General features: G+C 38.0%; 26 protein-coding genes and 2 pseudogenes. 3 read left to right on the forward strand and 25 right to left on the reverse strand.

The features are described 5' to 3' along the window. Positions 1 to 71: 71 nt before the first annotated feature. The gene (locus tag CBM15_RS11050) at positions 72 to 542 is read left to right on the forward strand and encodes a DinB family protein (protein ID WP_087617552.1); all 471 of its coding nucleotides are present in this window, start codon (positions 72 to 74) and stop codon (positions 540 to 542) included. 374 nt (positions 543 to 916) lie between these two features. Here the strand turns inward: CBM15_RS11050 and CBM15_RS11055 are convergent, their stop codons facing one another. Continuing rightward, positions 917 to 1,327, reverse strand: a complete 411-nt coding sequence (locus CBM15_RS11055; RefSeq protein WP_087617553.1) for an Lrp/AsnC family transcriptional regulator — start codon at positions 1,325 to 1,327, stop codon at positions 917 to 919. 129 nt (positions 1,328 to 1,456) lie between these two features. Here CBM15_RS11055 and CBM15_RS11060 point away from each other — a divergent pair, with 129 nt between their 5' ends. After that, positions 1,457 to 2,233: an MBL fold metallo-hydrolase gene (locus tag CBM15_RS11060; RefSeq protein ID WP_087617554.1), complete on the forward strand. Its 777-nt coding sequence runs from the start codon at positions 1,457 to 1,459 to the stop codon at positions 2,231 to 2,233. Positions 2,234 to 2,590: 357 nt separating this feature from the next. On the opposite strand, the pseudogene CBM15_RS19545 reads toward CBM15_RS11060, so the two are convergent. From CBM15_RS19545 to CBM15_RS11130, 14 genes and pseudogenes are all read right to left on the reverse strand, one after another. Then, a pseudogene (locus CBM15_RS19545) lies at positions 2,591 to 2,984 on the reverse strand (class I SAM-dependent methyltransferase); the annotation flags it as partial. Between the two features lie 33 nt (positions 2,985 to 3,017). Beyond that, entirely contained in the window at positions 3,018 to 3,533 is a 516-nt protein-coding gene (locus CBM15_RS11075; RefSeq protein WP_087617555.1) for a DinB family protein, read from the reverse strand. A gap of 251 nt (positions 3,534 to 3,784) precedes the next feature. Then, on the reverse strand, positions 3,785 to 3,994 hold the full coding sequence (locus tag CBM15_RS19550) for a DUF6366 family protein (protein ID WP_087617556.1): 210 nt from the start codon (positions 3,992 to 3,994) through the stop codon (positions 3,785 to 3,787). A 431-nt stretch (positions 3,995 to 4,425) separates the two neighbouring features. After that, a complete protein-coding gene (locus CBM15_RS11085; RefSeq protein ID WP_087617557.1) occupies positions 4,426 to 5,154 on the reverse strand; it encodes an NAD-dependent deacylase in 729 nt (242 codons plus the stop codon). Then, complete coding sequence (locus tag CBM15_RS11090; protein ID WP_087617558.1) at positions 5,144 to 6,301, reverse strand: M20 family metallopeptidase; 1,158 nt, start codon at positions 6,299 to 6,301, stop codon at positions 5,144 to 5,146. Before CBM15_RS11090 ends, CBM15_RS11085 begins: the two co-directional genes overlap by 11 nt. 47 nt (positions 6,302 to 6,348) lie before the next feature. Next, positions 6,349 to 7,263 (reverse strand): DMT family transporter, encoded by a 915-nt coding sequence (locus tag CBM15_RS11095; protein ID WP_087617559.1) that lies wholly within the window; start codon positions 7,261 to 7,263, stop codon positions 6,349 to 6,351. Positions 7,264 to 7,286: 23 nt separating this feature from the next. Beyond that, positions 7,287 to 7,331: pseudogene (locus CBM15_RS19700) on the reverse strand (hypothetical protein); the annotation flags it as partial. A gap of 7 nt (positions 7,332 to 7,338) precedes the next feature. Further along, positions 7,339 to 7,635: a hypothetical protein gene (locus tag CBM15_RS11100; RefSeq protein WP_008407820.1), complete on the reverse strand. Its 297-nt coding sequence runs from the start codon at positions 7,633 to 7,635 to the stop codon at positions 7,339 to 7,341. 330 nt (positions 7,636 to 7,965) lie between these two features. After that, positions 7,966 to 9,117, reverse strand: a complete 1,152-nt coding sequence (locus CBM15_RS11105; protein ID WP_087617560.1) for a toxic anion resistance protein — start codon at positions 9,115 to 9,117, stop codon at positions 7,966 to 7,968. A gap of 278 nt (positions 9,118 to 9,395) precedes the next feature. Next, positions 9,396 to 11,009, reverse strand: coding sequence for an MFS transporter (locus tag CBM15_RS11110; protein ID WP_087617561.1), 1,614 nt, complete (start codon positions 11,007 to 11,009; stop codon positions 9,396 to 9,398). 122 nt (positions 11,010 to 11,131) lie between these two features. Further along, entirely contained in the window at positions 11,132 to 12,505 is a 1,374-nt protein-coding gene (gene argH, locus CBM15_RS11115; RefSeq protein ID WP_087617562.1) for an argininosuccinate lyase, read from the reverse strand. An 87-nt stretch (positions 12,506 to 12,592) separates the two neighbouring features. Beyond that, on the reverse strand, positions 12,593 to 13,807 hold the full coding sequence (locus CBM15_RS11120) for an argininosuccinate synthase (RefSeq protein WP_087617563.1): 1,215 nt from the start codon (positions 13,805 to 13,807) through the stop codon (positions 12,593 to 12,595). A gap of 247 nt (positions 13,808 to 14,054) precedes the next feature. After that, entirely contained in the window at positions 14,055 to 14,801 is a 747-nt protein-coding gene (locus CBM15_RS11125; protein WP_087617564.1) for an SDR family NAD(P)-dependent oxidoreductase, read from the reverse strand. Between the two features lie 51 nt (positions 14,802 to 14,852). Further along, complete coding sequence (locus CBM15_RS11130) at positions 14,853 to 15,302, reverse strand: RrF2 family transcriptional regulator (protein ID WP_179946239.1); 450 nt, start codon at positions 15,300 to 15,302, stop codon at positions 14,853 to 14,855. A 244-nt stretch (positions 15,303 to 15,546) separates the two neighbouring features. On the opposite strand from CBM15_RS11130, the gene hmpA reads away from it, so the two are divergent. Next, positions 15,547 to 16,707 (forward strand): NO-inducible flavohemoprotein, encoded by a 1,161-nt coding sequence (gene hmpA / locus CBM15_RS11135; RefSeq protein WP_087617565.1) that lies wholly within the window; start codon positions 15,547 to 15,549, stop codon positions 16,705 to 16,707. Positions 16,708 to 16,773: 66 nt separating this feature from the next. Here the strand turns inward: hmpA and CBM15_RS11140 are convergent, their stop codons facing one another. The 10 genes from CBM15_RS11140 to kduD all read right to left on the reverse strand — a co-directional run bounded on the left by CBM15_RS11140 (position 16,774) and on the right by kduD (position 26,291). Further along, positions 16,774 to 17,061 (reverse strand): hypothetical protein, encoded by a 288-nt coding sequence (locus CBM15_RS11140; protein ID WP_087617566.1) that lies wholly within the window; start codon positions 17,059 to 17,061, stop codon positions 16,774 to 16,776. Then, complete coding sequence (locus CBM15_RS11145; RefSeq protein WP_193433790.1) at positions 17,045 to 17,272, reverse strand: PAS domain-containing protein; 228 nt, start codon at positions 17,270 to 17,272, stop codon at positions 17,045 to 17,047. Before CBM15_RS11145 ends, CBM15_RS11140 begins: the two co-directional genes overlap by 17 nt. Positions 17,273 to 17,614: 342 nt before the next feature. Then, complete coding sequence (locus CBM15_RS11150) at positions 17,615 to 18,187, reverse strand: hypothetical protein (protein ID WP_087617567.1); 573 nt, start codon at positions 18,185 to 18,187, stop codon at positions 17,615 to 17,617. Positions 18,188 to 18,258: 71 nt separating this feature from the next. Then, on the reverse strand, positions 18,259 to 19,854 hold the full coding sequence (locus tag CBM15_RS11155) for an ECF transporter S component (protein WP_087617568.1): 1,596 nt from the start codon (positions 19,852 to 19,854) through the stop codon (positions 18,259 to 18,261). A gap of 10 nt (positions 19,855 to 19,864) precedes the next feature. Further along, entirely contained in the window at positions 19,865 to 20,740 is an 876-nt protein-coding gene (locus CBM15_RS11160) for a DNA polymerase III subunit gamma/tau (RefSeq protein WP_239534809.1), read from the reverse strand. 901 nt (positions 20,741 to 21,641) lie between these two features. Continuing rightward, on the reverse strand, positions 21,642 to 22,256 hold the full coding sequence (locus CBM15_RS11165) for a bifunctional 2-keto-4-hydroxyglutarate aldolase/2-keto-3-deoxy-6-phosphogluconate aldolase (RefSeq protein ID WP_087617569.1): 615 nt from the start codon (positions 22,254 to 22,256) through the stop codon (positions 21,642 to 21,644). A gap of 8 nt (positions 22,257 to 22,264) precedes the next feature. Continuing rightward, positions 22,265 to 23,230, reverse strand: a complete 966-nt coding sequence (locus CBM15_RS11170; RefSeq protein ID WP_239534808.1) for a sugar kinase — start codon at positions 23,228 to 23,230, stop codon at positions 22,265 to 22,267. 99 nt (positions 23,231 to 23,329) lie between these two features. Beyond that, entirely contained in the window at positions 23,330 to 24,427 is a 1,098-nt protein-coding gene (locus CBM15_RS11175; protein WP_008407833.1) for an ABC transporter ATP-binding protein, read from the reverse strand. Between the two features lie 151 nt (positions 24,428 to 24,578). After that, the gene (locus tag CBM15_RS11180; RefSeq protein WP_087617571.1) at positions 24,579 to 25,433 is read right to left on the reverse strand and encodes a sugar phosphate isomerase/epimerase family protein; all 855 of its coding nucleotides are present in this window, start codon (positions 25,431 to 25,433) and stop codon (positions 24,579 to 24,581) included. Between the two features lie 75 nt (positions 25,434 to 25,508). After that, positions 25,509 to 26,291 (reverse strand): 2-dehydro-3-deoxy-D-gluconate 5-dehydrogenase KduD, encoded by a 783-nt coding sequence (gene kduD, locus CBM15_RS11185; RefSeq protein WP_087617572.1) that lies wholly within the window; start codon positions 26,289 to 26,291, stop codon positions 25,509 to 25,511.

Consider the following 26,291-nt stretch of genomic DNA (forward strand, 5'->3'; position numbering starts at 1 on the left):
ATAAAATAATTGTTCACTACGAACATCCATTCCTGTATATTAAAGATAAATCAATAAATGGAGGGTGAATTATGAAATCAGTTGAACTTATTCTTTTAAATTTCAATGAAGTACGAAGAAGAAGTATTAAGCTTTGGAATTCTATTCCTCAAGAGAAATTACATTGGAAACCCGACGATGAAGCAATGACTTGTATAGAGATGATTAGGCATGTTCTAGAAAGTGAATATTATTACCACCTAGCTATTCAAAATCGTGGAAGTCTTGAAGTATTCGATTCTCCTTTCGAACAACAACCTTTTACTACTGTAAACGCTGAATTAAATTTTGCTGAACCATATAGAAATCAATTCTTAGAAACTATCAAGTCATTTTCAGAAGTAGACCTTATAAACATTAAAATTGATCGTTCCGAATCAGGTTACATAAGAAGTTTAGGCGACATGTTGTTAAGAATAGCCTATCATGAATCAGTTCATACTGGACAATTGCTGGATTACTTAAGAAAGGCAAATGTTCCAAGAATTCGAGTTTGGGATTGAGTTTATCAAAAGGTGTTATCACTTATGTGATACACCTTTTTTAGTTACAACGTTTATATGTTTCAAATACAGGAAAAGCGCCCGATTGTGATTTATAGCGTATACAAAACAAAAGTAAATAATGTTCGTGACTTTTTGTGAAGACTATTGTTCAAACAGTTTTTAATTTAAAAAGCTTGTATAGAAAAGCTCTTATCATTATTAATTAGGATATTTTCTTACTCACAATCTGGCCCTATAACGGAAAAACGCGATCTTCTTATTGAAGAATCGCGCCCTTTAATGGAATAACTAACAAAAGCATCATTTTTCTTGAATTAGCCCAACAGTTTAGTTTGCCTACCTTTCCTCAAAGTCCCATTGCTATCGATACACTATTTACTAATAACAATCGATAATTTATAGTTAGCATGCTTATTTAGTTCCTCTAGAAATTGATTCATTAACTCGTTGGAAGGAAATCTACATTCAAGAATATAACAACCATCTCCACTGATTTTATAATTATTTATTAAATATTCATCTTGCGTTTTAATGAATGACAAATAAGGTTGATGAAAAATACTTTCTGTAATAATGGTAATAAAAGCATGTATATAACAACCTAATTTAACTCGGTTTACTTTAATCGTATACCCTTCAATAACTCCGCTATCCTCTAATTTTGCCACTCTTGCCGAAGTGGCCGGTCCGGTCAAATGGACTTTTTCTCCCAATTCTTTCATTGTTATTCGACTGTTTCTTGATAATTCATCTAAGATCTTCTTGTCCGTATAATCCAACATTTATTTAATTCCTTTCATTAATAAAGTAAAAAGGTCAAAATACTTTATTTAATCTATGTATCCGCCAACGGGGCATAGTATAGACTATACATTGTTCCAAGAAATTTTCAAAAAAAAGGAGCTAATATCATGAATATACATCAAATTCGTAATGCAACAATCGTTGTTGAATACGCAGGAAAAAAATTTTTAGTCGATCCAATGTTTGCAGAAAAAGGAACTCTTCCAGCCTTTGGTTCGGATGTAGGTTTACCACCTGCACCAAGACAAGATCAAAAAAATCCTTTAGTAAGCTTGCCAACGTCCATTGAGAATATTATCTCTAATGTTAATGCTGTTATTGTTACTCACATGCATTTAGACCACTGGGATGAGGCTGCAATAGAAGCATTGCCCAAAGATATTAAAGTTTTTGCTCAAAATGCTGAAGATGCAACAGAAATTAAAAACGCCGGTTTCCGAAATGTAGAGATTTTGCAAGAGGATACTGTTTTTGAAGGAATCCACTTAATTAAAACAAAAGGAGAACACGGTAGAGGTGAAATCTTACAGCATGCGGGTCATACATGTGGTGTTATTTTTAAACATGCAGATGAGAAAACATTATATGTTGCTGGAGATACAGTTTGGTATGAAGCTGTGCAAGAAGTAATCGATATGCATAATCCAGATATTATTGTACTCAATGCAGGGGACAACCAATTCCTTGTAGGTGGTTCTCTGGTAATGGGCAAAGATGACGTCTATGAGGTAGTAAAGGCTGCTCCAAACGCAAAAATTGTTGCTGTTCATATGGAAGCTGTAAACCATTGGGGGTTATCAAGAGAAGAATTAAAAAGCTTTATTAATGAAAAAGGAATTTCTAATGTATTAGTACCAGATGATGGAGAATCTTATTCATTTTAAGATAATTGACGCATCTTAAAATTTAATTGAAAGTTCGTTTGGAAGCATGTCAGTAGAAGCTAATAAAGAATTAGTTCGCAGTTTTTTTGATACAATAGAACTAGAAAACTATGAAGCACTTAAAGATTTGCCATAAAGACTATGTATTTTACTCACAAATTGACACACCATACCCGGGTGTAGAAGGCCTTTGTCTGGCATGTATATCTACTTAAAGGCTCCAACTTAACAATACTAAATGCGTGCTTCATTAAAGTGCCCAATTGTTGAAGATCGTTATTTAACTAAAGAACTGAGCGAAAAATAACGCTCAGTTCTTTTGCAAACATCCCGTTTCATAAATATGCGATTATAATATTTTCGTACAGCCTCAAATGAAATAGCTGGTTATCTTTTAATGGTTGCTTTTTGAAAGTATAATCGGCAGAACATGTAATATCAGAAAAACCAACGCTTTCTAATATAAGTTTGAATTCTTCGATTACGTACCATCTCATTGCAAACTTCTGTAATTCTGTGTCTACCAGCTTACCTTTCTCCATTTCTCGTATTTTAAATAAGATAAGGTATATTGGTCGACCCAGTTGATTTCAATTAATTTGCTTTCTAATGAAATGCCTTCTTCGTTAGAAAGAGGAAAGGTTGCAGTAGTAATTTGTCCTGTCCGCCAATTACTTGGTAATTCCAAATCAACTATTACACGTCCTCCTGGTATTAGATTTTCGAATCCAATTTTGTGATTATTTATGCTAACCTATGCTAACCCTCTTAAATTGGTTTTTATTTATTTCTTTAAATTTTCAAGTATAAGGAAAATCTGTCCCCTATGATGAGATTCGTGTTCAATGAGATGGTAGATAACCCACTCAGGTGTTACATCGTAGTGATTAAGTAACCTTGGTTTACGCCAGTCCTTTAAGTCCATAGAACGAAAATGGAAAAGCAATTCATCACGCACAGATTTTAGTCGATGTAAGTGTTCATCTAAGTCTTGTCCCACAATATATGTCAAAGTTTTATCATCATTACGGTCTTCTTGAGGAAATAAAGAACGGATCATTGGGTTCCATTCACCGTCAAGAACTTCTTCATATAACCAGTCCGCCTCAATTAATGCGATGTGATATAACAATGATCCTATTGAATGCCCTTCATTAAGTTTTGTATCAAGAAAAGGCTGACTTTCCCCTGATATTCTTTCTAAAATAGTTCGCCGAATGTCTTCTAAACACCATATCCATCGACCAATCTCTGGTTCGAAATCTGGTAAGGGGGATATCAATAAATTTTTTCTCTTCATCTTTTTTTCTCCTCTCTTTCAGTTCATATAATTCTCTGAGAAAATTAATGTTCCTTCATTAACTAACCTGCCCGTTAGTTTAAGTACATTGCTTCACATCTAACCCAAATTTTAACATAGGCCTCCCGATTTTTTTAAAGAAGTTATTCAATTAAATGGCCCTATAACGGAAAAACGCGACCTTCTTATTGAAGAATCGCGCCAGATTGTTGAAGATAGTTATTCAGTGTCCCCGTACTTTCAAATGGGAATTATAATGACTTATATATACTATATACAATAAAAATTACAAGTATGATTATAATTAATACTCCGATTTCTTTGATACTCATTCCAGAAGTATTAGGTATACCTGCTTGTGTGCGATTTAGATTAGCTTTGAAATTTCCAGCTGGATTCCTCTTTTGTTCTTCTCGATATAAACGCACTCTTTCCTGTTCTGGTGTTTCTTTTCTAGACATTTTTAAATTTAGATAAACTTAAACCAAGGCATATTTAGGAGGATATTCATCTACGAATAAAACATATATAATAATTAAACATCATATAAAATTTAAAAAAGGGTAGATCCAAATTTTCCGTTGCTAATTTTATGCCCATTTCTATTCCCTCCTTAATCATATAAGTAAATTATAACAAGGGATCTGCGTATTCTTCATCACAATCTGGCCTGATTGTGGAATAAGAAAAATGCATTCCATACAGGTTTTTCATCAATTTTTATTAAAATACCACAATAAAAAATACATCCATTATCTCTTTAATGGATGTATTTTTATATACAAATAAATGTTTGATTATATATAATCAAACTCAAATCCTCTAAATATAAGGTCTGGTTTAATTTTATTATACTATTTAGCCTATAGTAGTATCATTACAGGCTTTGTTATTACTTTTCGAAATCCCCCAACTCTTGATAAACATCCGCCAAAATTTCTCCTGCCGATCCTTCCAAGACTAAATCAAACGAATAGTGTACACTGGTCGACGCTTGCTCCCGGTTGATGTAGACGAGCTTTCCTTTCGACATGCTCGGCAACTGGTTGACAGGGTAGACTTCCAAACTTGTGCCGATTACAATGACAAGATCTGCCAGGTGTATTTCATGTAACGTACGGTCCCATGCCTCGGATGGCAATGCTTCTCCAAAAAGCACCACATTCGGCCGTAATTTTCCCGTACAATAAGTACAAATGGTGTTATTCAGAAATTGCTCTTTTGCATGTGGCTTGCCGCATTTTTGGCAGCGGATTGTTACAATATTTCCATGCAGTTCCGCTACATTTTTACTTCCGGCCTGCTGATGAAGCTGGTCGACATTTTGGGTCGCAATAAGCGAAATAAGTCCGCGCTTTTCAAAGTCAGTTAAAATAAGATGTCCTTCATGGGGTTTGCAGTTGTCCAATGCATTCATTCGTGTCTGGTAAAACTCGCGGAACTGTTCATAGTTCTTTTGCAGACTTTCTGTCGAAGCAACAATACGCGGATTGATATTTCGCCATAAGCCTGTTGACGAGCGAAAATCCGGTATGCCCGATTCGGTCGACATTCCCGCACCAGTCAGCACTACTGTACGGTTCGATTGTTTCATCAAGTGAGCCAGTGTTTCAGCCGTCATCCCGATTTCCCTCCATCTCAATCTCATTCACAACTTCCAGCAATGTATTCGTCAAAAGCGCGAAACGTTCAATGATATGCTCTTTTACAATATGCTCATGTTCTGCGTGAATACCGTCCCCTACAAGTCCAAGGCCATCCAATGTCGGCGTGTATAACGACGTGAAATTGCCGTCACTTGCACCGCCGACTGATGCTTCTTCCACATCAAAACCAAGCTCCTCCGCTTCTTCCTGCGCAATTTCGAACAGTTCTTCACTGTCTTCATCACGTTCCATCGGCGGCCTGTTAATCCCGCCATCAATTTCAATTTTCGTACGTTGATCATATGGCTTAAGCTCTTCGAAATAATCGTCGATCCGTTCCTGCTCTGTGCGAGTAACCGATCGGACATCGACTCCTACGTGTGCTTCATCAGGTACGACATTCAGTTTACCGCCGCCCTGGATCATACCGACATTCAGCGTTGTCCCTTTTTCGTAATCGTTCAGTGCATCAATATTCAGGATTTGCCTTGCTGCTTCCGTAATTGCACTGACACCATCCCGCGGATTATTGCCAGCATGCGATGCTAGTCCTCGAATATTCAGCAAATACCTGGATGTCCCTTTCCGCGCAATTTTCAGTTCACCCGAAACAGTAACAGCAGGCTCCAATATAAAAGCCGCCACCGACTTTTTTGCTTCTTCTTCGATTAGCGCTCTGGATGTAGGGCTTCCAATTTCTTCATCGCTGTTCAGGAAAAAAACAACCCGCCGCTTCAAAGGCAGATTCATTTTTTGAACATATTTAAAAAACCAAATAGCACTGACGAGACCTGATTTCATATCCAGAATACCAGGACCAAAAATTTTATCTTCTTCTTCCCGGTATGGCAAAGCTCCCCGATCCCAAACGGTATCATAATGACCAATCATTAATATCTGTTCGGTCCCTTCGCCCATTTCAAAACGGAGATGATTGCCGTTATGCTCCATCGCGTATTCCGTAGCTTTCACATGAAAATAGTCATAAAACATCGATTGGATCACATCTTTGCACAGATCAAGCAACTCTTTATTCTGTGATGGGGAATCAGCTAATACTAAGCGTTTAATATCGTCTTTAATATCCTTTTCATGCAATGTAAAAAAATCGAATGCTTCCATAACAACGCCTCCTTCGTTTTCTATACCCAAAAATGCCTAAGTGACATTCACTTAGACATTCGAAGTTTTGCTTTTTTGCTCCCGGCAATTGATAAATAGACAACAAAAACGAGCATTAATAAAATACCGACATATTGCCAGCTATACAAAGTTGCACCGAGCCAGACAACGGAAATTACCATTGCCGTCAATGGTTCGAAACTTGATAAAATACTCGTTTCAACTGGAGATATGTATTTCAGGCTTGTTAAAAATAAAATATAGGCGAAGGATCCAAAAATACCCGTAGCAATAATTAGAAATACATTTACCGGATCCAGCAGCAACAGCCATTGCTCTGTTTTCCAAAGCTGACCCGCTACAGAGAACATAAGCCCGCCTATGATCATACCCCAGCCAATAATGATGATGACCCCTACTTCAGCCATTAGCCGAGCAGGATACAATGTATAAAATGCATACGTAAATCCTAACAGCAGTCCCCAAACAAGCGCTTCATTGCTCACAAGCAACCCTGAAACAGAGCCATTTGTCAGCAATAGAAACAACCCGAAGAGCGTACCGAAAATACCGATCAGTTGACTGCGTGGTGGAAGAACCTTCCCAATGACCGATGTATAGATGACGATGAAGATTGGCGCCAAAAACTGCAACAGTGTTGCAATAATCGCATTGCTCACTTCAATCGATTTTACAAACGTAAATTGTAAACCTACCATTCCGATCACACTGAAAATAAGCAATTGTACCGAATAGTTCCGGTTTTTCCAAATCGAGAATATCGATTTCTTCTGCATAGCTGCAATGCCAAGTATTAAGATGCCTGCAATCATTAACCTTACAGCAAGCATAAACTCAGCGGTCATGGCTGTTTTTTGCAGGAGCCATTCCATCATCGGACCGGTAGCCCCCCAAAACATCGAGCCTACTATAATCATCGCTATGCCTTTCAGACGTTCCACAAATACTACCTTCTTCCAACGTTCTATTCATAATAAAATTTTATCATGACTCCATTGTTGGGAAAATAGTACTTATTATTTGATTAGCTCAATCCAGCCACTTTCTTTAATCGTTACACGGGGTGATGCGTACTTTGGAGGTTCGTAGGAAAATACGGTTTTATCAAAATCATCCTTTACAACAAACACATTTAAAAACTGGATTTCATTAATTAATTTTCGAATATGCGCTTTATCATACAAATCGCTTTTTTCATTCATTAAAATAAGCAATTCATTCTTTATACTCAATACGTCCCGTTCATTTGCTCTGCGTATAACACTTTTCGGCATTTTAAGAAATTCGTCGATTTTCATTAAGTTCTTTTCCATCGTTGTCTTCCTTTCCCTCTTGGCAATACTTGTGTAAATCTTCTTTTATTGTTATTTACCCAATTTCACCAAATTCACCCCTAATTAATCATCAGAAAGAAATTTTAGACGGCTTATATGCTTAATATAACAAGCTTTTAAATTGTATGTTAATCCGTATTATTGAATATATATTTATCGAATAATAGGTGTATACCACATTAGATGGCTGCCCCCAGCCCTCCTATTATTGAATATAATAAAAGATTGACATCTTCAAAAAACAAGTCAGTGTTCCAAAAGATGATAAAAGGCATCGAGCAAAGGATACTCGATGCCTACATTATTTTATTACATACTTTTTAATTTCTCATACTCAAGCTGCAATTGTTCGATACGCTTACGTCCTTCTTCACGATTGCGCACTGTTTCTGCCTGAATTTGTTTTGTTTCTTCAATACCGGAAATTATCGTTTTCCACGTTGTTTCGATCGTTTCGACTTTGATGCTCGGACTGCCTGCCTGACGCGCAATGTTCACCGAATTTTGTCGCACATTTTCCGCGTTTCGTACAAGCATTTCATTTGTTCGACGGTCCAGTTCAGCCATTGAATCGGAAACAAGCTTTTGTCGCTGCATTGTTACGGCATGGATCAGACCTTGTTTGAAAATCGGAATTGTCGTCACGAATGCGGAGTTAATTTTCCCGATTAAATGGTTGTTGCCTTGCTGCATTAAACGAATTTGCGGTGCCGACTGGAATGATACTTGCTGAGCCATTTCAAGATCGTAGCCTCGTTGCTCCAGTAACTCGATTCCGCGTGTAACCGTTTCAAGCTCCATGATCGCTTCATGGTCACCGGAATCCGCTTTTGCCGATAATGCTGGCAATTGCTGACGCAAATCGTTTACTTTAATATCGATTGCCGCAATGTGTTCGCTTAACGTATGAAAATAGTTTAAGTTCTCATCATACATTTGTTCCAGCTGTACGGTATTTCGTTTCATCTCCACTTCGTACTTCTGAATTTCGTTATAAACGACATCGACTTCTTTATTCATCGTATCGTATTTGGATAAAATGCGCTCCAACTGCTCTTTGCTTTTTGAAAACAGTTTTTTCAGGAAGCCTTTTTTCTGCTCTTCCTGGAAATCTTGAGGATCAAAACGGTCCATAATTTTATTTAGATTGTTGAGTAATGTTGTCGACTTTTCCAGGTTGCTCTGTTTAATTGTTGCGAGCATACGGTCTGAAAATGTTGAAATACCCTGAGCGGTTTCTTTACCGAATTCGAGAACGGCGATTTGATTTTTTACGTCAATTTTTTCTGCAAGCTGCTGAACTTGCGGCTGTTGTTTTAACTGTTCCTGACGTTGGCGGATTTGAGAAAGCTCCTGGTGCGAAACGAGTTGTTTTTGTGGTTGTTCGATCATATCAGTTGTTGGTGCCGGCTCTTGCTCAGCACGTTTATTTAAATCTTCAAATAATGGATTTTCAGCCATGTACGATTCCCCCATTCTATGTATTACTAGTATTTACGTAAATTTTCATGAAAAGTTTCATGCTGTTGCTGCTAATTATAACGCAAAACATTATGATTATTCTAATTTGAGCCTACCGGAAAATAAATGCACCGCTTTTAGACAACAAAAAATGCCCTTTTATGCGCAAAAGGACACTTTTTGTAAGTCTACTATTGGGGGAGAGACTTCACACCCACACAAGCTTTGCATGAGTCTAATGATAAATTACCCCAAATCGTTCAACCTAAAACACTTTTTTATATTTCCAATGATTTTTTTCGAATCGGTTTTAAAATCAGTCCTACTGCAAAAATACAAATGGCAATTATGACTGCCGAGTAAAACAGTCCGCCATAGCCGTTTTGCGCTGCCATGACCGTTACTTCATTAACAGAATTCAAAATGACTTCTTTTAACGTCGGATCCTGGATATTTTGAACGACCATCATCATTTGTTCCTCGGAAAACTGACCGCCCGCAGCAAACTGACTACCCACTTGAGCAAGTTCTGCAGTTGCCTGTTCCGATAAATTTGCCTGTTGTACATTTTGCTGTAAAATTCCTTGGAAATCGTTTTTAAACAGTGATGGGATTTCGCTGAAACCGCGCGCAATAAATCCTCCATAAATCGTCGGCGCAATCGTCATCCCGATTGTACGAATTAATGAGAGTGACGCTAATGCCGTCCCTTTATTTGCTTCGAGTTTTTCGGTTGCCAAAATGTTCAGTGGTGCACCTAGAAGAACGCCCATGCCGACACCGCCAATTACGGAAGCAATGACAAACTGCCATTTTGCATCAATCCATGTCGGGAACAGGAAAAAGCCTATTGCGGCAACGAGACCGGAAAATAGAACAGCTAATACCGGGCCACGTTTATCGACTAGAATACCGCCAACCGCTGCCCCAATACCTGCAGCTAGTGCAAGTGGTGTCATCCAGTAACCCGCATGTTCGGATTTAATGCCCAATACTTGTTCTGAAAAGGCCGGAATGAAAATCATCGCAGCAAGCATTGCACCAGATAGAAGACCTAGGAGCAATGTCAGTAAATAGGTCGGCTGACGCATTAACGCTACCGGTAAAATCGGGTCTCCTCCACGACGCTCAAGACGAGTTTCATAGAAATAAAGGATAAAGAGAACGATAATTCCAGCTAGTAAATAAGGATATACAGTCGGTTCGATTAACGAGCTGAAAAAGTTGATGCCCTCAATATTAGTCAGTCCGTACATAATTCCTAAAATTGCGATGGAAAGCAGTACTGTACCAGTCATATCGAGCTTACCAGGTACTGCGTCTTTCGTTTCTTCCAGTTTGAGAAAACCCATGATCACAAGAAAAATTGCGATCGGCACATTGATTAAAAACAGCCAATGCCAGCTGCCTGTGAGATCCAAAATGACACTTCCGATATTCGGACCTAACACTGCGGCAACCCCGTTCATCCCACCAAGCAATCCTAGTGCTTTCCCTTGTTTTTCTGCTGGCAGTGTACTCACGACATATGAAGTACCGATAATAAAAATACCGCCGCCACCCATTGCCTGGATAAAGCGGGCAATCAAGTAAAACGTAAAGTTCGGGCTAAGTGCAACGAGCAGTGATCCAAGACCAAACAACGCAATTTCAACAATAAACAGTTTTTTACGTCCGTAGCGGTCCGAAAGTTTCCCGACAATCGGGACACTGATTGCCAAGCCAAGAGTGTACAACGTGACACCCCAAGCTCCCCAGTTTGCTTCAACATTGAATGAGCTGTTGATCGTAGTGAGAGCTGCACTGATAATCCCATTGTCGAGTGCCGCCATAAATACGCCCAGTGCAAATAAAGTAAGCACCCATGTTTGTGAAGTCTTTGTATTCGTCATAAAAAGACACCTTTCTTTTTAAGTTACCTATTATTATACTGCTAATGTTGAGATTGACTAAGAAAAAGTACCAAAAAAAGGAACAAAAATGTCCTGTAAAAATTTTTACAGGACATCCAATGTTAAACTAATAGCTGTTTCGCATTTTGAATTTGAAGTGCTACTTGCTCAAAACCTGTACCGCCCAATGAATTACGTCGGCTGACAGCAGCTTCCGGTGCAAGTACTGCATAAATATCTTCTTCAATTAACACAGATTCTTTCTGCATTTCTTCCAATGGCAGATCCAGTAGGTAGATTCCTTGCTGGATGCATGTAAATACAAGCTTCCCAGTTACTTCATGTGCTTCACGGAACGGCATTCCTTTTGTCGCCAAATAATCCGCAAGTTCTGTCGCATTTGAAAAGTCTGAATGTACAGCACTGTGTAGACGCGCTTTGTTGACCGACATCGTACGAACCATACCTTCGAAGATTTTCAGTGAGCCTAATACGGTTTCCATCGTATCGAACATGCCCTCTTTGTCTTCCTGCATATCTTTGTTATATGTTAATGGCGTACCTTTTAAAACCGTTAGCAGCCCCATTAAGTTCCCGTATGCACGGCCTGTTTTCCCGCGGATCAGCTCTGCCATATCCGGGTTTTTCTTTTGTGGCATAATGGATGAACCCGTTGAGAACGCATCATCCAGCTCGATAAATTTAAATTCATCTGTCGACCAAATAATGATTTCTTCCGCAAAACGTGATAAATGTGTCATTAATAGTGCTGAATTCGATAAAAATTCGACGATAAAATCACGGTCACTTACCGCATCCATTGAATTGGCATATACTTCAGCAAAGCCAAGCAGTTCAGCCGATTTCAGACGGTCGATCGGGAATGTTGTACCTGCCATCGCTCCGGCACCTAAAGGTAAAATATCAATACGTTTCATCGATTCTGTAAAACGCTCTTTATCACGTTGCAGCTGCCAGAAGTACACCATTAAATGGTGGGCAAAACTAATCGGCTGCGCACGCTGTAAATGCGTGTAGCCAGGAGCAATCGTATCCACATTCTGCTCCGCCTGCTCGATAATCGTTTTTTGGAAATGTTCGATTAAGCCGATCACTTCAGGTACGCGTTTCTTTAAGAATAAGTGCATATCTGTTGCTACTTGGTCATTACGTGAGCGTCCAGTATGCAGCTTCCCGCCAACAGGACCGATCAGATCAATCAGCATCTTCTCAAGATTTAAATGGATGTCTTCATTTGAAACTGAAAACTCCAGTTCACCTGCTTCGGCTTTTACTTTTAATTTTGCCAGACCATCCAGAATTTTCTCGACATCTTCTTTTGGTAAAATATTTTGTGCTCCAAGCATTGTGACATGCGCTACAGAACCTTCAATATCTTCCAATACTAACTGCTGATCAAAGCCAATCGATGCCCCGAACTCGTCAACCCAGCTTTCTGCAGACTTTTGGAAACGACCGCCCCATAATTTTGCCATAGTAGTTTCACTCCTCAACTTATGTTCCTCATAATAGAAGAAGCGACTCGGGTTCCGAATCGCTCACTTCATTAACCGTATATCTAATTATTTATTTACTGTTTGTTTTGTGCTTTTTGCTACTTCTGATGCTACAACTGTTGGCATACCCCATAATTCTATAAAGCCTACAGCAGAAGCGTGGTTGAATTGGTCATGTTTTGAATATGTCGCCAATTCTTCAGAGTATAGAGAATTTGGAGATTTACGTCCTTCAACAATCGCATGACCTTTGTAAAGTTTTACACGAACTGTTCCGTTTACATACTTTTGCGTTTCTTTTAAAAATGCTTCAAGAGCTGTACGGATCGGGTTGAACCAAAGACCGTTATAGATGATTTCAGATAGTTTTTGTTCAATAATTGGTTTGAAATGCGCCAATTCTTTTACTAATGTAATATCTTCTAATTCTTTATGCGCTGTTAATAACACTTTCGCACCTGGAATTTCGTATACTTCACGAGATTTAATACCAACTAGACGGTTTTCAACGTGGTCGATACGGCCAATACCGTGTTCGCCCGCAATTTTATTCAATTCTTGAATTAAGTCTGCTAGTTTCATTTGAATTCCGTTAATTGAAACAGGCTTTCCTTCAACGAATTCGATTTCCACATATTCCGGTGTATCCGGTGCTTGTTCCAATGAAACTGTTAAACCGTAAGCTTCTTCTGGTGGTGCAACCCAAGGATCTTCCATGACACCCGCTTCATTTGCACGGCCCCATAGGTTTTGGTCAATCGAGAATGGTGAATCGAGTGTTGCCGGAATTGGAACACCGTGTTTTGCTGCGTATTCGATTTCTTCGTCACGGCTCCAGCCCCACTCACGTACAGGTGCTAATACTTCAAGATCCGGATTTAATGCTTTAATTGATACTTCAAAGCGTACTTGGTCATTCCCTTTACCAGTACAACCGTGTGCTACTGCATCGGCATTTGTTTCATTTGCGATTTCTACTAATTTTTTAGAAATTAATGGACGAGATAATGCAGAAACTAATGGATATTTTTGCTCATACCAAGTGTGACCTTGTAGTGAAATTAATGCAAAGTCTTCTGCAAACTCATCTTTTGCATCGATCATATATGATTCAACAGCACCTACTTTAAGTGCTTTATTACGGATAAATTCCAAGTCTTTACCTTCACCAACATCAAGACATACTGCGATTACGTCCCAACCTTGTTCTTTTAACCACGGAATTGCTACTGATGTATCAAGACCACCTGAATATGCTAATACGACTTTCTTGTTCGCCATGTTAATTGCCCCCAAATGATGTATGTTTATACATTGAATTAATAGTTTATACACGAATAGTAACACGTTATAAAAATAAACGCAACTGCATTTATATAAATTTTTTCACTTTTTGATACAATCTAAAAACATTCATTCGTGAAGTTTTCACAAGCTCTCGCTCATGCATAAATATGCTATTAATTGCAGCAGATTACAAAAGAGAGCAATTCAATTTTTATGACTGAAAAATCGAATGCTCTCACACTTACTTCTTATTAAAGAAACCTTTGCCAACAAATTCTACAAGTGCTGGCGCTACCGCATATAATTTACTCGTTACACTCATAATACGAGGCAGATTCACTTCGCGCGGACGCTTCTCGATTGCATTGACAACTTCTTTCGCTACTTTTTCAGGCGGTAGCAGAAATTTTCCGATTGCTTCCTTATAAGCGTTCGTTGCATCGGCTTTCTGAATAAATGGTGTATCGATCGGTCCCGGATAAATCCCCGTAACATGTATATTGTATTCTGCCAACTCCAGTCGAAGGCCATTCACAAAGCCGGTAATTGCATGTTTACTCGCTGCATATACACTTGCTTTTTTCGTTGCGACCTTGCCCGCCTGTGAACCAACGAAGATAAAGTGGCCGTTCTTCTTTGCAATCATTGCCGGTGCGAGACGTTTTGCCAAGTAAATCGGCGCACGTACATTCACATCTAACATTTGATCGATTTCCCGGTCCGCTAAATCAACCGCACTTTCAAAGTAGCCTAATCCGGCATTTAAAATCGCGATATCGATTGGCGGCAATTGCGATACGACTTCATCTATCTGAGATGGAATTGTTAAATCCGCTTTGTAGGCAACCGCTCCGATCCCATTTAAATAGTTGATGGCACTGTCATTTCTTCCAGTTGCATAAACGGTGTGTCCTTTTTTTACTAACATTTCTGTTATGATGCGTCCAATACCGCTTGTCGCACCTGTAATAAAAACTGTCTTTTTCATAGCTTCCCTCTTTATTTTCTTATTTTTATGTATATAAAAACTAGTAAATATTTATTTACTAGTTTGGGTAATGCCGAATAATTCACTTAAAATGTCTTTCGATACGAGCACGTCCGCCAATGTATAGGTATCAAGCACAGCCAAATATGCTTTTAATGCTTCCTGTAAAGCAAACTTCAGCCTGCACTCGGGTGATATTTTGCAAAGGTTCCCTTCCGGATTGAAACATTCAACTAGGTGGAAGTCATCTTCCGTTTTGCGCACGACTTCACCGATATTAATTTGTTCAGGTTCCACTGCCAAACGAATACCGCCACCACGTCCGCGAATCGTTTCAATATAGCCAAGTTTTCCTAAATCATGGGTTACTTTCATTAAATGATTTTTGGAAATCTGATACGCATCTGCAATTTCCTGAATCGTAACTAAATTTTCTCTGCCCCGTACACCTAAATACATGAGCGTACGTAAAGAATAATCTGTATATACTGTTAACCGCACGCTGTTCACCATCTTTCTTCAACTTAAGTATAACATTTTAAATAAAATGTTCGAATAGAACGGCTTATGTTTATCGATGAATTCATTATAATATTTTGTGTCCAAATTGTTAAAGATGTATTTTCTATATATGTTTGTGACAGATCTGTTAAAGATGTATTTTCAATATTGCTTTAAGTTTTTTTTAGCAGTATATTGATGGTGCAAGAAATAAACTAACCAATTTTGAGGGGACGTGCAATGTATGTTAGCACAACAAACAATTGATACAATCAAATCAACAGTACCTGTATTGGAGGTACACGGATTAGCGATTACTAAAACTTTCTATTCAAACCTTTTCAGAGAAAACCCAGAATTACTGAACATTTTCAATCATACAAACCAAAAGAAAGATCGTCAGCAAACAGCCTTAGCCAACACGGTGTATGCGGCAGCAGTTCACATCGATCACTTGGAGGCAATCGTTCCGGCTGTTGTTCAAATTGCGCATAAACACGTAAGTTTAGGTATTTTACCGGAGCATTATCCGATTGTCGGCAAATATTTATTAGAAGCGATTAAAGAAGTTCTTGGAGATGCGGCAACAGATGAAATTATCGACGCTTGGGGTAAAGCATACGGCGTCATTGCAGATGTATTCATTTCAGTTGAAGAAGATCTATACAAAGCAGCAGAAAATGCTGGAGGATGGCGCGCATTCAAAGAATTTACAATTGCAGAAGTTGTCGAAGAAAGCGAAGCAGTCAAATCATTCTACTTAAAACCTGCTAACGGCGAGAAACTGCCTGCATTCAAAGCTGGTCAATTCATTACATTACGTACACAAGTACCTGGTGAACAATACTTAATGAACCGCCAATATACATTAACAGATGGTTCGGAGGACTATTTCCGCATTTCTGTAAAACGTGAAGATGATGTAACACCGAACGGAATTGTTTCCAACTTCCTTCATAACGCAGAAATCGGCACTAAAGTGGATGTAAGTGCTCCTGCAGGTGTGTTCACATTAGTGGAAAATGACAGCCCTGTTCTATTTATCAGCGGTGGTGTTGGTGTAACACCATTACAAGGCATGCTGAAAATAATTGAAGGTCGCCAAGCATCATTTATCCAATGTGCTCGCAACGAAAATGTAGCGGCATTTAAAGAAACAATCGAAGAAAACGTTGCAGCGACAGACGGTAAATATAAAGCGGTTTATTCAGATATAGACGGCTATATTACAAAAGCGCAAATCGAGGAATTCCTAGTTCCAGGTACGGAAGTGTATGTATGTGGTCCAACAGTATTTATGGAAACTGTGATCCAATACTTAGTTGAGCTAGGTGTACCGGCTGAGAAGATTCATTATGAATTCTTCGGTGCAGCGATGGCGTTGCAGATTAAGAAGACAGCTTAATATTATTAACGAACAAAACGCTCAGGATTTTGAAACTGAGCGTTTTGCTATTTTCACTACTTATAATCAATCAAAACTGACCCGTATGTAATGTTGATTTGTTATGTTCTCAAGATGATAGTATTCAATTTCTTCTAATGTAAAACGTAATTTTTTTAACTTCCAATCAGATTCGCCTACCCAAAAACGAATTAATTCTACTTCTTGTTCTTTTTTAATGGATAGTTTCAAATAATGAAGCAAATCATTTAAAAATACCGAACTCCAACTGCCCTCGTTGCAGAATACATATGGCTTTTCATTATAATCTTTCAAATCGTATGGCGGATTACCCCATTCAAATATATTGCCCAAAAGCGGATTCGTCCGGGGCGTTGCAAAGCCTTAGATTCGACTTAATAAAACCTGCTTTCACACCGATTATTTTACTTTTTTCAAAACCGGTTACCTTTTGATATGTATCATTGACTTCTAAAATAATATGGTTACTGTCTGTGATCAGTACAGCATCTCCCAATTCTAAAAAGCCTTTTAGCTGGAAAGCTAACTGCAGCGTTGTTTTCATAAATTTCCCCCTGTTCCATTTGAGTTCTTGCTTAGCATCGCGTGAACTTCTTACACTCAAACGAATATATGGAAATATTATACTGATAAAACAATAATAATGCGCCCTTCTTCTTCGTAAAAAAAGACACTTTTCCCACTCATTATTTCTTAATATCTCAATATTTTTTAACTAAATGTAAACAGTTTATGAATTTTTTACAACGCACAAGTATTAGCGAAGGACTAATTATAACAACAGTTCACATACCATAAGGGGTTCATTTCCTTAAAAAATAAAAACCCTTGAATCTCAAGGATTTTAGGTATGAAAAAATTCAGTTGATTTTAAAATGTATAAAACTTAGTACAAAAAGGAGTCCGTTAGAAATTCATTTTTCTTTCGACCTCCATCGGTGTTCTGACTCATATTGAATCTATTAATGTCTGATTCTTTAAGGTCCTTGTTTAATGCATTATGATTTGGTGTAGAGAATTTATCCCATCTATCCATGATAAATTCTTTATTTGAAGCTAAGGATAAATCAATATAAAAATTATTAAGTAAGGGATATTTAATGCTAAACTTATTTTCAAAATATTCTAGCGACAATTCTTTAAAGACTTCCGGAAAAATACTTATTATTATATCCTGTTTTTTGGTATCTATTTTTATTTTTACTAAGTCCCTATTACTGATATTATCATCAATTTTCACTATGGATCCCAATTTATGAATAATCAAAAACCGGAAATACAATGAATTACTTAAAGCTATAAATCCATCCACAGTTGAATTCTGCTTATAGGTTGAGAAGAATATATTACTTTTACTTAAATTTTCTAACTGATTCGTAAATTTCTTGAAACTAATAAATATTTGGTAGGTGTTGTTTTTCTGATTGTATTTTATATTCATATTTTTATCTATTCTCATTTTTTCACCTTTTTAAAATTCGAAGTTTTTACAGATATAATTATTCTTGGCAACCTTTATCTTGCATAGTTTTAATTATTAAAGAAGTTAAGAACGTCTTGTTTCGTTATTAGAATCTTTTCTTCTTTTATATTTAGTTTCTCAGCTAAGTTAATACTATTTTGGATAAATTCTGTTTCCACTAGGTTTGTGTTATATGCATTTCTAGTCATCAAATGTAACTCTTCATACTCGATATATATTTTATTAATGACTTCTTGGCATTCATTATCTAACGTTTGTATAGAAGAATAATAATTGTTTTTTATTTCCACAGCACTAATTTTCAAATCATATCCTAATTGATTCATCATACCTTTTAATTTGCCTAAGATTTCTGCATAATGATCTAAACCATAAACAACGGTTGCTGAAACTATCCCCGTAAGTATTCCACCTATACTCCCCCCAATTAAATGAGCAAAAGGAGCAAATGGTGTCGTTTTTAAATACGTAACAAATGCCTCTGTTAAAATAACTCCAATGGTAGTAATAACTGATGCAGAGATTATTTTAGAAGCTTCTAATAAAGCTTCTTTTTTACTAATTGCCTTAGGCGGTTTAATTAAAATTCTAACTGCTTTTATTAATGAATGAATACCTTCATTTAAAATTCGCGCAACATTTTTTGCAGTTGTCGCAAAAGTATTGATAAAGATGGTAATTAAATTACCTATAAACCCACTAATAAAACCATCTGCAAAGGATACTAAAATTTTCTTTGTTTTTGAAATCATATGTTTCTTTATATTTTTACAGGCATGTTCGAATCCATTTATTTTGTCTCCAATGGATTGAAACGTCTTATATTTTTTAAAATATGCTTTCATCTCAATCATTAATGCGTCTTGGAACTCATATATCACTAAACCAATTGCTTGTTTTTGCCCCATTGCAAGACCTTGAGCAACACCAGTATTCGTAACATTTTTAATATAATATTCAGTTTTTGCTTTTTTTATTTCACCGTCAATATATTGCTTCGCTTTTTTATGCTTTTCGTTCGCCTTATCTTTATCGATATTATAATAATCAACATTAGTCTTAGAAGAATCTTTGTTGTTATCTTTATTCATCCACTTAACTAAGTCGTTTTCCCCCTTCGACTGGTTCAAGCTACCATCTGTCCAAGCAAGGTTTTTTTCATTTGTGGCCATTTCTCCTCTAGCTTGGTCAGAAATATAGAGTCGCGCTGCATTATTTTGCTGGATTTCGCTAGCAGAAACAATATGATCTCTGTGGGTACGACCATCCATATTTAAGGGTTTACCAGTATAATCATCTATTATTACTTGATTATTTTGAAAAGCTTTTTTTCGGTTTTTTTTAAAATCTTTTTCATAAAGCTCTTTTCTCAAATCTTGTGAATAATTTTTCATGAACCTTTGCTCGTCTTCAGAACTTGCAAATACATAGTTTTCAGCGTTATGCAAAGTCGTTATATTACCGCCCCGTTTATATATATCAAATATAGGACCTAATCCAAATTGTTGAATAATATTTGTTAATACAACTTCTTTATATTGATGGAGTAATTCATTAATATGAGAAGTATTCAATTGCTCATTTTGAATGCTTTTAAAATCATTTCCATATTTCTCATCTATGAATTCTGTAAAGGATATCATAGTACCTCTCCTAGCTTTGTGCGCCAATCGGTCTATTAATTAGCCCTGCTGCTGAACTTGTATTATTAATTAATACCATTAAAATTGACATAAGCGCATTATTTTCTTGAAATTTCTTAACATCATGTTGAAAAGGCGTTGTTAAGGCATGAACCTTTACATATAACTGCTGTAATTTTAGCTTTGTTTCGGAGATTAATATTGCTGTTCTATTAATTTCTTCAGATGTGGCTTTTAATATATGGGTATGTTCTTTAATTTCTTTCGCTTTAGAAAAGGCTTCTTCTGCAACTTTCTTATTTTTACTTCTTGCAAATAAGCCTGCTCCTGCTAATGCCGTACCACCTATCGCCCAGCCTACAGGTCCTGCTAATGCTAAAAAAGCTGATCCAACACCCATGCCACCCCCTCCAGCAACTATCGCACCTCCACCGATCCATGCAAGAGCAGCATTCGTTGCAGCAGCTCCACTTAAAGCAGAAATTGCTGTACCGGTTGAAGCTGTGCCAAAAGTCATAGCAACCGCCATTGCTGCAGATGGTCCAAACGCAGCAACACCGGCACCTGCCGCCACACCTGTTGCACCTAGTCCAGCAGATGTTTTTAGTGTTTTATCAAACTCTTGCTCGATTTTTTTTATTGAGTTTTCAAATTTCTTAAACTCAATTCGTATACTTTCAACTTCCACTTTTAAATCTTCAGGCTTGTTTTTCATGCTATTTAAGTATTCCCATGTGGTATCAATTGATTGTTTTAAAAATTTTTTATTGTATTGGAGATTTTCCGACTCTTTTATTACACTCTTCATACTTTTTTCATGATTTTTATAAACTGATTCGTATTCAGCAATTGCTTCTTTTTTCAGTTTTCCATTAAACAATGACATAAATATTTCTCCTTGCAACTAAGTAGTTTTTCTTACAACCATTAGCGATATTAGTTAAATTGTCCTTAATATATACTAATTTTAAACAATATTTCAAATTTTGTATACTCATTGTTAATATCTATTCAATAAATAACTTTAAAATTATTATACTTTTCAAGATTCAAAATTCTGTTTACCCCAAAAGAAGTATCTTCGCCGTAAGCAGATTTAGACTCAGAGTATGGAGTATGATATCCATCATTAAATCAAAATAAATCGCTCTTAAAGTATATTTATTTTTAAATGCTAACTCCCAAATAACCCTCCCCTGCTTTTATGCCATCCATAAAATCAAAATTTTTTACTTTTATGGAAAGTATAAGCTAGAAAAAAATTCGAATTATTATATTTAGACTTACAAAAAATTTTTACAACAAATTTCAATAAAATTCCATTCCAAATAAGGACCACTTAAAGACATAGAAAAGCCCCCCTAAACACTGATAAATCAATATTTAGGGGGCTACTTGAAATATAGCATATTTATATGTATGGAGGCATTTTAAGTCTTGCTGGGCTTGTTAAAATACTTAACCATGATGAAGAGAAAATTGAATGACTATGTGTTCTTCTCTTTATTTACAAAAAGAAAAGTCATATTTTAAATGTTCTAATAAAAAAGTAGTTAAATTATTCTACATAGGCCCCCGCTAGACTTCTACTGACTTTCAACGTTATGAGCAAATAACGTTACCATACAATGTTTTGGAATTATCAATCTAACTGTTAACTTTGTTCTTTTAGTCGAATCAATTGAATAATAAAAACGTCAAAACCTATGAATGATGAAAGGTTTTGACGTTGATCATGATCAGGGACTAATTGAGTGGCAAACTAATTGTCTCCCAAGCTCTTCAAATCACAGCTTCCCACAATACTCTTGACTCGCAGCTACAACAGCATTTAATCCACCTTTTGCATAGGCCTTCGTTAAATCACTGCCAATGCCTACAGCAACAGCACCTGCCTCGAGCCACTCCTGCATATTGTTGGCGTTTATCCCGCCTGTCGGCATTATTTCCACATGAGGCAACGGTCCATTCACCGTTCGGATAAAGTCGGGTGAGAAATGGTTCGCCGGGAACAGTTTTACGATATCACAGCCTGCTTCCAATGCCGTTATTATTTCATTTAAAGTCATACCCCCCGGTAAATAGGGCACGCCGTAGCGGTTGCATAATTTTGCAATGTCTGCATTAAAGCTTGGGCTGACAATAAATTTCGCTCCGCATAAAATTGCATGTCGTGCCGTTTCCGAATCCAGAACGGTTCCAGCGCCTATGACCGCATCTAAAGAGCGGATCTCCTGAAATACGTCCTGAACAAACGGTGTTGTATATGTAAGTTCTATAAGGCGGATTCCTCCCTGTAAAGCGCCTAGAATTATCTCTGTCGCTTCGTTCACCGAGTTTCCGCGAATGACCGCTACAATTTTATGCTCTTTCAGTTGGTGTATCACTTCATATTTTTTCATCGGACCCCTTACCTTTCGACTAACGTTTTCTGTCCTAAAAATACTTCCACATCCGTATATTCCGGCAAGCCTTCATTATCTCCCTTTACCGTTGTTACCATCGCACCAACAGCATTCGCAAAGCGCAGACGCTCGGCCACGTCATAACCGTTCATTAGACCGAAAATATCGGCCGCATCATACCCGTCTCCGGCACCAACCGTATCGACAGGTTTGACGAGAAAAGGTTCGGCATTATGCCAGTGTCCATCTACATAAGCTTTCGAACCATTCGCGCCGTCCTTTATGACAAGTTCGGAGATATTATACTGTGCAACAAACTGTTCAAATGGCATAGTATCGATAATCATCTCGATTTCGTCCAGCCCGGTTAATAAAATGTCGACATACGGGAAAATCTCAAAATATGCAGCCCTTGCTTGCTCCAATGTCCAAAGCTTCAAGCGGATGTTCGGATCAAAAGAAACCGGAATGCCTTTTGCTTTTCCGATTCGTAAAATGGACAGGCCAATTTGCAGGTTTTGCGGTGCAATGGCCAAAAACACGCCCGTCAGATGAACATACGCAATATCATCGAACATTGATTCATCAATATCCTCTTCGGTCATCGTTAAAATCGGTGACTGATAGCGGTAGTAAAACGTCTTACCAGAGCCGTTTTCCAATATTTCTTTAAAATTAAGTGATGTCGGATAGCCGGACACATGCTCCACATAATCCATATTGATGCCCTCACCGCGCACTGTATTATAAATATATTTCGAAAATTCATCCCCGCCTAATCGGCTCATCCATTTGACGGGAAGTCCTAATCTGGCACAGCCAATGGCAAAATTCAGTTCTGCCCCGCCTAACTTGCGTTCAAATGAATCAACATAACGTAACGGACCTGTAGCCACCGGATTAAATGTGATCAATGCATCCCCTAAAGTGAAAATATAGTTTCGTTCCACGAGCTTTCCCCCTGCTTTCATACAAGTAATTGTTGAAAGAAAGGCCGTCCTAAAAGTAAATGACTTTTGGACAGCCTCATTTCTTCTATTAAATTAGAAGCTTCTCTATTGCTTCTGTTATTAACGAATACGTATTTCTGTTTCTTTATCAAAGAAGTGCATTTTATTCGTATTAACTGCAAAATTAACTTTTTGTCCTGCTTCAATTGTTTGTTGGGCATCTGTCAATGCGACAACTTCCTGGTCCCCGATTTTGAAATACAGCATAATTTCAGAGCCGGTTAACTCCGCAACTTCTATTTCGTATTGAGACACAACAGAAGGATCAAGCTCCGCCGTGTCTTCCCCTACGAAAAAGCTTTCTGGACGGATCCCTAAAATAACTTCCTTCCCGACATAGCCTTGCTGACGAAGCATCGTCATTTTATCTTCCGGAATAATTATTTTTCTGTCACCCAGCTGGTAATAGCCATCTTCTACCCGACCATCTAAAAAGTTCATGGAAGGTGAACCGATAAAGCCGCCAACAAATACATTTTCCGGATTATCATAAATATACTTCGGTGCCCCTACCTGATGAATAATCCCATCCTTCATTACGACAATACGGCTCGCCATCGTCATCGCTTCTGTCTGGTCATGTGTTACGTAAATAGTCGTTGTACCGATTCGACGGTGTAGCTTAATAATTTCTGCACGCATTTGTACACGCAACTTTGCATCGAGATTTGACAGCGGTTCGTCCATCAAGAACAGCTTCGCATCCCGCACAATGGCACGGCCCAATGCAACACGCTGTCTTTGCCCACCCGATAAAGCTTTCGGTTTACGATTTAAATAATTTTCAATACCTAAAATTTTCGCCGCATTGCGCACGCGCTCATCGATTTCCGACTTCGGCAACTTCCGTAATTTTAAACCAAACGCAATGTTATCATAAACCGTCATATGCGGGTAAAGCGCATAGTTTTGGAATACCATGGCGATATCACGGTCTTTTGGTGCGATATCATTGACACGCTTATCATCAATATAGAAATCCCCCTTTGAAATCTCCTCCAAGCCTGCCATCATCCGTAAAGTTGTCGATTTACCGCAACCCGAAGGACCTACAAACACGATGAATTCCTTATCCTCGATATGCAAGTTAAAATTATCAACAGCGGTTACTTTATTATCATAAATTTTATAAATATTATTTAATTTTAATTCTGCCATTTCCTTACCCCCTCAATCGATTCCATGTGAACATTGCTAATGTGCTTCTTAATTTAATAGTAATAGAAAACGCTTTCAGAAATAATTTAAAATTTTTAGATAATTGTATAAAATCTTATAATATATGGCGTATGATGTGCTATTTCGTTCTTTACTGCACTCTTTTAGCTTGTTCATACCGTCCTTGTATATAACGAATGCTGTCGGTAAGATGGGGGTCGCGTGTATTTTCCAAAAGAATATTGATGAACGGCTTCTCCTTCTTCAGTCGTTGCAACAAATATATATAATCCAGCTGTCCAGTCCCAACTGGTACCATTGTCATTTCTCCATTGTCTACGATGAAATCTTTTGCGTGAACAATAACCATCCGTCCACCGAATAATTGGAACGCTTCATCCATGACAAAATGCTGTTCATGGACATTATCCAAGCTCATAAAATTCGCTGGGTCATAAATGACTTGCAGGTTCGGAGACGGTACATCTTCCAGTAATCGCTTCATCCGCTTCGGTGTATGAATCGGGTGATTGATTCCGCCTTCAACCCCGACGATGACACCAAACTTTTCGGCCTCTTCTACGAGCTCACGCACGCTTTTCACCACTTCTATATAAGCTTCCTCAGTAAAATTATCTTCGCTGTAACCGAGTGATGGAATAACACTGCCCGTTTCTGTTCCGACAATAGTGCAGCCGAAATCACGTGCGAAACGGATATGCTCTTTAAAACGATCGAGCTGCCTCTGTCTTTCAGGTAAATCCGGATGAATCAAATTAATGTAACAGCCTAAAACAGCGATCCGAACATCATGCTGCTGAAAAATCGATTTTACATAATGGCCATACCCTGGTGATAATGAACCTGTACTTGTTGAAAATTCCGTAATGGATTTTGCAAGTGCAAGCTGGACTGCAGAAAATCCTCTTTGCGCTACGTTTGCCGCAAGCTCGTATAAGTTTTTTGCTTCCACATCATGTGCACGAATACCTAAATTTACTTTCATTGTCCCCACATCCTTTAGTAAAAGCCGTATCAGCATGGCGTGATACGGCTTATGATTTCGTATTAATTTTAGTCGTTATCTTGCCAGCCAGCCGCCATCAACAGCTAAAATATGACCGTTCGTATAATCCGAAGCACGGCTTGCCAAGTAAACGACCGATCCCATCAAGTCTGCAGTCGTAGCCCAACGTCCTGCAGGAATACGGGATAAAATTTCCGCACTGCGCTTTTCATCCTGGCGAATTGGTGCCGTATTATCTGTCGCCACATAGCCTGGAGCGATCGCGTTAATCTGCACATTATGCTCTGCCAGTTCATTGGCGAATGCCTTTGTCAAACCGGCAACGGCATGTTTGCTCGCTGTATATGGCGGAACAAATTTGCCGCCCTGATATGAAAGCATTGAGGCGATATTAATAATTTTCCCGCTCTTTTTTTCTACCATTACTTTCGCGACTTCCTGGCTTAACAGATAGAGGGAGTTTAAGTTAATTTCCATAACCGCATCCCAGTCTTTCTCCTCGTAATTCAATAATGGCGAACGACGGATCGTACCGGCATTATTCACTAAAATATCCACTGTGCCATACTCTCGCAGGCAAGCATCTACAGCCGGTTTGATGACCGTACGATCGCTTAAATCAGCCTGATAAAATGTTGCTTTTTGGCCTGTTTCGTTGATAAGACGTTCTGTCTCACTCCAGTCTGCGCTGCGTGCGATGACAAAAATATCTGCTCCCGCTTTTGCCAATGCGACCGCATATGCCTGACCTAACCCTTTATTGCCGCCTGTTACAATCGCAATTTTCCCTTTTAAGCTAAAGTAATCCAATGAAAAACCGGCTACATCTTGTGTCAT

This window comes from Solibacillus kalamii (assembly GCF_002174535.1).
GTDB classification, from domain to species: Bacteria; Bacillota; Bacilli; order Bacillales_A; family Planococcaceae; genus Solibacillus; species Solibacillus silvestris.

Coding starts and splice junctions, on each gene's coding strand:
- CBM15_RS11105 (WP_087617560.1), bottom strand. CDS start 9,117: ATGGCTGAAAATCCATTATTTGAAGATTTAAATAAACGTGCTGAGCAA.
- kduD (WP_087617572.1), bottom strand. CDS start 26,291: ATGACACAAGATGTAGCCGGTTTTTCATTGGATTACTTTAGCTTAAAA.
- CBM15_RS11090 (WP_087617558.1), bottom strand. CDS start 6,301: ATGGAAGCATTCGATTTTTTTACATTGCATGAAAAGGATATTAAAGAC.
- CBM15_RS11055 (WP_087617553.1), bottom strand. CDS start 1,327: ATGTTGGATTATACGGACAAGAAGATCTTAGATGAATTATCAAGAAAC.
- CBM15_RS11160 (WP_239534809.1), bottom strand. CDS start 20,740: ATGTCATTGTTTAATGGAAAACTGAAAAAAGAAGCAATTGCTGAATAC.
- CBM15_RS11175 (WP_008407833.1), bottom strand. CDS start 24,427: ATGGCAGAATTAAAATTAAATAATATTTATAAAATTTATGATAATAAA.
- CBM15_RS11180 (WP_087617571.1), bottom strand. CDS start 25,433: ATGAAAGTAAATTTAGGTATTCGTGCACATGATGTGGAAGCAAAAAAC.
- CBM15_RS11085 (WP_087617557.1), bottom strand. CDS start 5,154: ATGACGGCTGAAACACTGGCTCACTTGATGAAACAATCGAACCGTACA.
- CBM15_RS11170 (WP_239534808.1), bottom strand. CDS start 23,230: ATGAAAGCAGGGGGAAAGCTCGTGGAACGAAACTATATTTTCACTTTA.
- hmpA (WP_087617565.1), top strand. CDS start 15,547: ATGTTAGCACAACAAACAATTGATACAATCAAATCAACAGTACCTGTA.
- CBM15_RS11100 (WP_008407820.1), bottom strand. CDS start 7,635: ATGGAAAAGAACTTAATGAAAATCGACGAATTTCTTAAAATGCCGAAA.
- CBM15_RS11165 (WP_087617569.1), bottom strand. CDS start 22,256: ATGAAAAAATATGAAGTGATACACCAACTGAAAGAGCATAAAATTGTA.
- CBM15_RS11050 (WP_087617552.1), top strand. CDS start 72: ATGAAATCAGTTGAACTTATTCTTTTAAATTTCAATGAAGTACGAAGA.
- CBM15_RS11075 (WP_087617555.1), bottom strand. CDS start 3,533: ATGAAGAGAAAAAATTTATTGATATCCCCCTTACCAGATTTCGAACCA.
- CBM15_RS11120 (WP_087617563.1), bottom strand. CDS start 13,807: ATGGCGAACAAGAAAGTCGTATTAGCATATTCAGGTGGTCTTGATACA.
- CBM15_RS11125 (WP_087617564.1), bottom strand. CDS start 14,801: ATGAAAAAGACAGTTTTTATTACAGGTGCGACAAGCGGTATTGGACGC.
- CBM15_RS19550 (WP_087617556.1), bottom strand. CDS start 3,994: ATGTCTAGAAAAGAAACACCAGAACAGGAAAGAGTGCGTTTATATCGA.
- CBM15_RS11110 (WP_087617561.1), bottom strand. CDS start 11,009: ATGACGAATACAAAGACTTCACAAACATGGGTGCTTACTTTATTTGCA.
- CBM15_RS11150 (WP_087617567.1), bottom strand. CDS start 18,187: ATGAGAATAGATAAAAATATGAATATAAAATACAATCAGAAAAACAAC.
- argH (WP_087617562.1), bottom strand. CDS start 12,505: ATGGCAAAATTATGGGGCGGTCGTTTCCAAAAGTCTGCAGAAAGCTGG.
- CBM15_RS11060 (WP_087617554.1), top strand. CDS start 1,457: ATGAATATACATCAAATTCGTAATGCAACAATCGTTGTTGAATACGCA.
- CBM15_RS11145 (WP_193433790.1), bottom strand. CDS start 17,272: ATGAAAACAACGCTGCAGTTAGCTTTCCAGCTAAAAGGCTTTTTAGAA.
- CBM15_RS11155 (WP_087617568.1), bottom strand. CDS start 19,854: ATGATATCCTTTACAGAATTCATAGATGAGAAATATGGAAATGATTTT.